7 protein-coding genes are annotated in these 7,638 nt (G+C 43.0%); all 7 read right to left on the minus strand.

Translation table 11 applies throughout. The features are described 5' to 3' along the window. Window positions 1-157: 157 nt before the first annotated feature. A complete protein-coding gene (locus ABFC84_05460; GenBank protein ID MEN6412201.1) occupies window positions 158-502 on the minus strand; it encodes a substrate-binding domain-containing protein in 345 nt (114 codons plus the stop codon). 73 nt (window positions 503-575) lie between these two features. Continuing rightward, a complete protein-coding gene (locus ABFC84_05465; GenBank protein ID MEN6412202.1) occupies window positions 576-1,595 on the minus strand; it encodes a uroporphyrinogen decarboxylase family protein in 1,020 nt (339 codons plus the stop codon). 43 nt (window positions 1,596-1,638) lie between these two features. After that, window positions 1,639-3,435 (minus strand): ASKHA domain-containing protein, encoded by a 1,797-nt coding sequence (locus ABFC84_05470; GenBank protein ID MEN6412203.1) that lies wholly within the window; start codon window positions 3,433-3,435, stop codon window positions 1,639-1,641. Between the two features lie 18 nt (window positions 3,436-3,453). After that, window positions 3,454-4,323, minus strand: coding sequence for a uroporphyrinogen decarboxylase family protein (locus tag ABFC84_05475; protein MEN6412204.1), 870 nt, complete (start codon window positions 4,321-4,323; stop codon window positions 3,454-3,456). A gap of 21 nt (window positions 4,324-4,344) precedes the next feature. Next, window positions 4,345-5,361 carry a uroporphyrinogen decarboxylase family protein gene (locus ABFC84_05480; protein ID MEN6412205.1) on the minus strand — a complete coding sequence of 339 codons (1,017 nt, stop codon included), beginning with the start codon at window positions 5,359-5,361 and terminating at the stop codon, window positions 4,345-4,347. Window positions 5,362-5,434: 73 nt separating this feature from the next. Next, window positions 5,435-6,082, minus strand: coding sequence for a corrinoid protein (locus ABFC84_05485; GenBank protein MEN6412206.1), 648 nt, complete (start codon window positions 6,080-6,082; stop codon window positions 5,435-5,437). 1 nt (window position 6,083) lies between these two features. Continuing rightward, complete coding sequence (locus ABFC84_05490) at window positions 6,084-7,172, minus strand: uroporphyrinogen decarboxylase family protein (GenBank protein ID MEN6412207.1); 1,089 nt, start codon at window positions 7,170-7,172, stop codon at window positions 6,084-6,086. Window positions 7,173-7,638 lie beyond the last annotated feature (466 nt).

Consider the following 7,638-nt stretch of genomic DNA (forward strand, 5'->3'; position numbering starts at 1 on the left):
GTCTGAGACGGCAGGAATAAAACCACGCCGTTCGAAAACCCCCTGGGATTCGTCTGAACAAATGAAATTCACATAGTCATCGGCCAAAGCGCGATCTTTGGCATACTTCATCACCCCAATGGTAAAGGTAAGCGGGCCGGGCGGAAAAAGAGTCTCATTAATAGGAATTACGCAGCTTTTGCGCCAATTGCAACACCCGTCCGGCGAAGACCTCCGTGACGGCCCCGCCTAGGAGCGATTTCCCCAATGCACCCGCGAACGCCCCTGTATAATTGATTTGGATGCCGTTTCTCTGCTCATACAGGTTATTAACCTCCATAAAGGCCTCAGACAACCCTCCGCAGGACCATACTTGCAGCGAATCGGACTGGAAACGTCCCGCGAATAGAGAGCCGGGCATCATGGCTGCAGCAACGGCAACAGTTGAAGCCACAGTGGTCTTGAGGAATGTTCTTCTATTTACTCCATCTTTTCTATTTATCACAGTTGCTCCTTTCGTCATAACGAGCAAAATTCATTCCAATAAACAACAAATACAAAAAACAGAGTCAAATAACTCCCGTCTGTATTATGAATTAATTCCCGCTCTTAACAGTGTCGGTCATTGCCCTGATAAGTTCAAGTGAAGTTGCTGTACTCAAACCGCAGGCCGGTGAAATAATATCAATGCCTGCCCGGACAAGTTGTGCAGTCTGTTCTACTACCGACGCCACTGACCCAATTCCCAATTGATAGGTGCTGAGATTACCCATCGTAATAAGTTCGGGGAAATCGGCTTTCAATTGGCACAGGTTGATCATTGCATCGGTGCTAACGGCGTTGGCTCCGATTTCCGGAAGCTGGCTGCGTACACTGTTTATATCGCCGCAAATATGAACGATTACCGGGATGCCGCAATTATTCAAAACTTTAACAATCAGGCTATTATAATAAAGCGCAAACTCACGGAAAATCTTCGGCCCTAGGATCTCTCCTGTTGCAGTCGGATCGCCGACGGAAATCACAGTAACGCCATTGTCCGCCATTTTTTTTGCAAAACCGATCAGCAAGCGAGTGACATAGTCCAATACCCGGTGACATTCTGCCGAACTTTTGCTAAACTCTTTCAGCAACTTAAGCGGATTCACCAGCGAAGCTGCCGTAGTAATCGGCCCTGTCAAATTACCAACTATCGGGGTATCCGGAAAGCGCCTGGCTAGTATGGATACAGCCTCAGCAACTTTCGGGATACGACCGCTATTTAGCATCTTATCAACATCTCGGGTCACGACGAGTTTGGCTGAACCATACAATTCTTTGGTAATCTTCGGTTCACAAGTCAACGTACCGTAGTTCACCTCACTCCCCAACACCTCGGCCTCTACGGTCATGCAAAAAGGAACCCCTAAATTTTCAAACCCGGTATATTCGTAAATATCACCGGCCAGTGCCGCCATCAGCACCGCATCGTTATGTGCTTCTGGCAAAGTATGACCTGTATAATTCATAATTTCGCTGATGGCGGCATTCATCACGCAGCCTGTACAGATTACCGGCGAACGGTCAGTTTTTTCCCCCCGCAGTTTAGCCAGCAGTCTTTCTTTTTGACTAAGCATTTCCAACCGCCTCTTATGCAAAGATTCTCGCAGAATCGCAGCTTTAAACATTAAATCGCGAGCACTCAATAAAAAGTCGTTCATAACCATCGACTACACTTAATTCCGTGTACTCAATTTTTTTTGCCAATTTTTCCATAGCATTTCTGGCTTCCACGGACAGCAAAGAAATATATGCGCCTGCCTTTGATGAATTCCCAATATAGGTAATCTTTTCTTTCAGTTCCGATGGAATAATTCCCGTACCGACAAGACTTTTCGCCGGTAAATGTGCGCCAAATTGACCGGCAATAATAACTTCGTCAAGATCAGACATATGAATATCAATCTTATTAACAAGTGCTATAATCCCTGAGAGAATTGCACTCTTGGCAAGTTGTACTTGTCGTACATCCCCTTGTGTGATGGTTATCTTCTTAACCCCGCCGGTGATGCAAACACTTCGCTTTTTCCCATTAACCTCGATATATTGGTATCTAAAATCCGAGTCATCAATCGAATTACGTTTGATAATCATACCATTCGGCGTAATAAATTTATTTTTTACCAACTCTCGAATGGCTGCAAGAATTCCGCTGCCACAAATTCCTATTGGGTTACCCCCGCCAATCACCTCAAGTTTAATACCACTTTCTGTAATTTTAATTTCCTCAATCGCACCATCCGCGGCTCTCATTCCCGAGCTAATGTTCATACCTTCAAGCGCAGGTCCGGCTGCACAGGAACAGGCGACAAGCCGACCCTTGTCCGAGAGTACAATTTCCCCATTGGTTCCGATATCAATAAACAAAATTCTATTTTTTGCATTTTGTAAATTAGCTACATAAGCACCGGCTACGATATCCGCGCCGATATAAGCGGACACCGCTGGCAAGCAATTCAGCCTTGCAAAGCGGGACACGTTCACCAATCCAATTGATTGAGCAGAGATATTTTTCCCCTCAACAAAGATAGGGGCATAAGGCGCAGCAGCAATCGCTAGCGGTTCCACCCCCAGCAGCATATGCATCATCGTACAATTCGCCGCTACAGACATTTCATATATATGATTATGATCAATTCCCCTGCGGCTACAAATCGTCTTAATCATTCCATTTAGTAAATCCACAATTGCCTTTTGTAAATCTCTGATTCCACGGTCCTCATTTTCCTGTACGTAGCTGATTCTCGTCAATACATCCTGCCCAAAATTTTTCTGCGCATTAAGATCTGCTTCGCTATCAATTTCAGCCCCTGTATTCAGGTCAATAACAGAAGCTACAACCGTTGTTGTCCCAATGTCAACCGCAACTCCATAGCATGATAGCGACGTATTCCCCTTCTCAATACCAATCAATTGATTGATATGATACACCGCAGTAAAAGTACCAGATTCCATCTTTAAGCTTCGCATAATTTCAAAATCTATGTGGTCAATTCCGAGTTCTCTTTTGAACAAATCCTCGTATGGCGTCTGATCCTCAATCGTAGGTTTTGGAATTTCGATCACACGCTTCCGAATAGCTGGATTTTGCTGAAATTTGGGTACATATCCGTCCTTGAGTACTTTGTGGTTTTGCTCCTGAGCTATAACATCAATCAACAAATCTGATTGAGGATACAGGCAACAAGCAAGTCGTATTCCCTCTTGTTGTTCTTGTTCTGTTAAAAGCTTTTTTTCATCCTCGCCGAGAGGTGACAAGTCGCCTGAAATATGTTTTATTTTGCATTTTCCACAACTTCCGCGCCCACCGCAGGGCCTCTCTATAAATACATGGTTATCAAGTAAAATGGCCAAAAGGTTATCCTGACTATCTGTGATAATATTCTTATTGATGCGTGGAATTCCAATCTTAACCATTTGTATTCATTTCCTTTACTACAGCAATTTCAAGCTCTTCATTTTTTTATTTGAAAGCAGCATATTGTGATTTTGAATACAGATATTGCCTGCCAGTTTGATCTTTCCCCGCAATTCCAAACATGCTTTTGCATACGTCATCTTCTCTGGAAGATCAAACTCATCCCACTGGGCAAAACCAAGCGATACAAGTTGTAATGTTGTCTTTGGGCATAGATTCATCACACATCTTCCGGCAATAAGCTTCAGCGCATCCTGAATAAACGGATAAGAAAAGTTTCTCCCCTGTTGCTCAAAATATTTTGGTCCAAGGATATTGAGTCCTCCCGCGGGATCTTCAAATGATATAAAATTCACACCAGCATCAAGTGCTTTCTCTATATACTTCAATAGTTCTACTCTCATCTTCTCAATGGTCACAGTGACTACTTCTGGTTCTTTTCGCCAAATTTTAAACAGCTTCGCCATATCCATCAAGTTATTAAGCGTAGTGATAGGACCGCAAATTTCAACACCCACTGGCTCACCTTGTGCTTTCAAAAGAGAAATCGCCTTAATGACCTCCCCCAGCCTTCCCTTCCCAAAATCGAACTCAGGTAACGTAAGGAGATCCTCTGCCGAGGCATAAATGGGCGTATTACATCTCGGTCCAATCATTGCATTGCCAAGCTTGATATTGCCGCCGTAATTTTCCGCCTCCACAGTATGACAGAATGGAATCATACAAATCGCACCCTGCTCCAGTTCGCGAACGACTTTTGCAATTTTCGCAATCCCTTCTGCATAAGTATAGGCTTGCGGGAATTCCAGCCCCACTTGCGCAACAAACTTTTCATCAAATCCACACTTATCAGATACCAACGGACACTTCACATCAACGAATTCCATAAATATAATCCTTTCTGCTTGTTATATTGTCCTTGTGACATCTACCATAGTTTGCACGTTAACTAAAGGCGTTGTAGTAGACAAACCACAAGCAGGAGCGACAATATCAACCCCTTGTGTCAGCGCACCGCTTACAAGCGATGCAATCTTTTCCGGCTGCATGCTGCCTAATGCAAAGGTGCTGATATTTCCCATGACCGCATGAGTTGTCACATGCTTTTTAATCTCGGCAATTGGGACAACTGCATCAAAACTAAAGGCGTCGCAGTGAATTTGGGGAATAATATCATACACGCTTTTTAAGCGGCCGCAGATATGTACGATTTTTACAGAAACATTCAATTCATCAAGAATTTTATTTAAGCAGTTTACTGTGAAATTTGCAAAATTCTGTGGTCCCAAAATCTCTCCCGTACCACTTGGTTCGGATATGCAAATAGCATCTGCGCCCGCCTCAATTTGAGCTTTGCCAAAAACGATCAGGTTGTCGCAAATAATGTCCAAATAACGTTGAGCATCGGCGGGGAATTTTCTGAATTCCCGCAGCAAAAGAGACATATCCAGCAGTGTGCCGGCAACGCTTATTGGACCTGTAAGATTTCCAATAATCGGTACAGCAGGATTTTTCCCCTTTAGGATAGTAATTGCGTCCAGCACAGTTGCCACTCTGCCAGTTTGCAAATCCAACGGTTTAATTTTTTCTATCTGGACACAGGAAGTCAAAAGCGATTCAACTACATGCGGCTCGCATAGACGGTTGCCCATATTAACAGTTGCCCCCATCGCCTCTGCTTCCACCGTCATACAGAAAGGAACGCCGTAGTTTTCAAACCCATCTGCCTGATTGAGTGCATAGGCAAGTTCTGCCATCTTTTTAGCATCGTTATGTGTTTCCGGCCATAGACATCCGGCCTGTTCCATAATATCAGCAAACATCATATTCATCATTCCGCCAGGACAGATACAGGGCGGACGATCTACCGGCTGTTTTTTTGCTGCGGCACTCAGTCGCAGCTTCTGTGTCATTTTTTGTTTCATTTTAACCACCTATTTCACCACTATATAGTAGTATATAAAAATAGATTGTAGAAAATATGCAGTTTATAACAAATTATGCGTCAACTAAACTATTAACCAATTTAACTGCTTCCACAGCACTTTCTGAATATCCGTCAGCACCTATCTTCTTGGCAAAAGCCGGTGAAATAGGTCCTCCGCCTACAACAACCTTTACATTCCCACGCAGACCTTCTTCCTTCAATAAATCAATAACCCGTTTCATATTATTAGTGCTAGTGGACATTAAAGTGGCAAGTGCCACTACACTTGCTCCGGTGTTTTTAACAGTATCAACGAAAGATCCGGCAGGAACATCACGTCCCAAGTCGATAAGTTCATATCCTGCCGTTTCCAGCATAATTTTCACCAAATTCTTCCCAATATCATGCGTATCGCCTTCGACGACGCCTATGACCACTTTGGCTTTTTGCGAAAAATCAGTTTTTTTTAAATACGGACGTAAAACATTCAGCCCATTGTACATTGCATCAGAACAAATCAAGAGCTCAGGAATAAAATATTCTTCATTTTCATACAAGTCGGCAGCTTTATTCATTCCGTCTACCAAACCATACAGAATACCATCGAAAGCTGGATATCCGGCTTTTATATATTCTTCTGCTATTGAAATAATTTTTTCATCTTCCATTTCTACTACGCATTCCGATAATGATTTTAATGACTCTTCCTTGTTATTCATCTCAATCCAGTCCTTTCTTAGTTTGATCAATCATTTCTATAACACGCTCCGGACAAACAGGATACCCAACCTCCCGAACAGTATCCATCATCATTTGAATATTTTCAAAAGGCGTTTCCACAGGTAAGCTGCAGCCAGACATAATCAAATAGCCTTTAGGAGAATCATACGCATCAAGAATTCCCTCTAATGTTTTAAGGCGAACATCCTGCGGCGTTCCCGAATACATGATTCCACCTGGATCCACATTGCCCATAATTTTGGTTTGCGAACCAACAGCAAGCTTACATTCCTTTAAGCTGGCTACATTATCGATGCTGATACCGCCAATACCCAAATCAGCAACATCTTTCCATATCTTATTAGTCTGACCACAGATATGCACAACTGGATTAGACCCATAGCTTTTTATAAAATCTACAAACTCTTTAAGATAAGGGAGAGAAAATTCGCGAAAAACCTTTGGACTGACTACCGTACAAGATGACATCGGTTCTGATATCGTTGGATTCAAGCCGATATCCAATGCTGCCTTGGCATACGCTTTACAGGTTTCAAGGGAAACCCGACACAGCTTATGTACAGCTTCAGGATTTTTGCGGATAAGCTTTAGCGTTTCATTTGTATTTAACAGAAAAAATGCGTTAGTAAATGCTCCTACGATACCGGCAGAACATTTTATTTCATCCTTCGCAAGCTCTCTTAGATATTTCATTGCTTCCAGTTGCACTGGCAGCCGTCCGTCCTTATAGGGATTAGCCGAATGAAGTTTATCAATGTCCTCTACTCTGGAAATTGCGGGTTTTACCAAATCAGCCGTATCATCATCGGGAAAAGAAACAGTTGCACCCATTGCTTCTGCCCACGGGAATAAATCAGTAAAAATACGCAAGCTATCGCAGCCAAACTTACGATACGCGGCCATTTGTGCCTCGGCAATAACCTTAGGATTGTGATTAAACTCGGAGATTTTGCAGCCGTAGACTCTGGCAACTCCATTTGCCATATTGGGGTTACATGGCAATCTATCTACCTCAGAACCATTGGCAATAGCAGCCGCTCTTTGAGCGGGCGTCATTTGATCTTGCATATCAATTCAGTCCCATCTTTTTTACTATTTAAGGCCGTTCATAAGCGTTACTTAGTTTGACGTTCTCATCATGATGGTACTACCGGTCCTACCAGTTTTATTATAGCATAGGGCCTCCTGATCCCTCAATAAAAATTCTTCCGTAAAGTTAATGATTATATAAATACTATTCTAAAACATATAGATAAAATCTATTAATCGCTTGAAGATGCCCTTCAGCTGGGCCGGTGATTTATTTCGAGCCCCTAACACAACATTGAGAGGGATCATTTTTTTAAGAAATGATCCCTCTCAATGTTTATTATCATGTAAATTTTCCATTGCCAATTACTGCAAGCCATATCGTTAAGCGTTGAATCAGGCTTTGTTCTCAACCGCTTTTTTCTCTTTCAGATAGTTGTCGATAGCCGCCGCCGCTTTCTTTCCGGCCCCCATTGCCAGGATAACGGTGGCGGCGCCGGTCACA

This window comes from Veillonellales bacterium (genome assembly GCA_039680175.1).
Classification (GTDB): domain Bacteria; phylum Bacillota; class Negativicutes; order JAAYSF01; family JAAYSF01; genus JBDKTO01.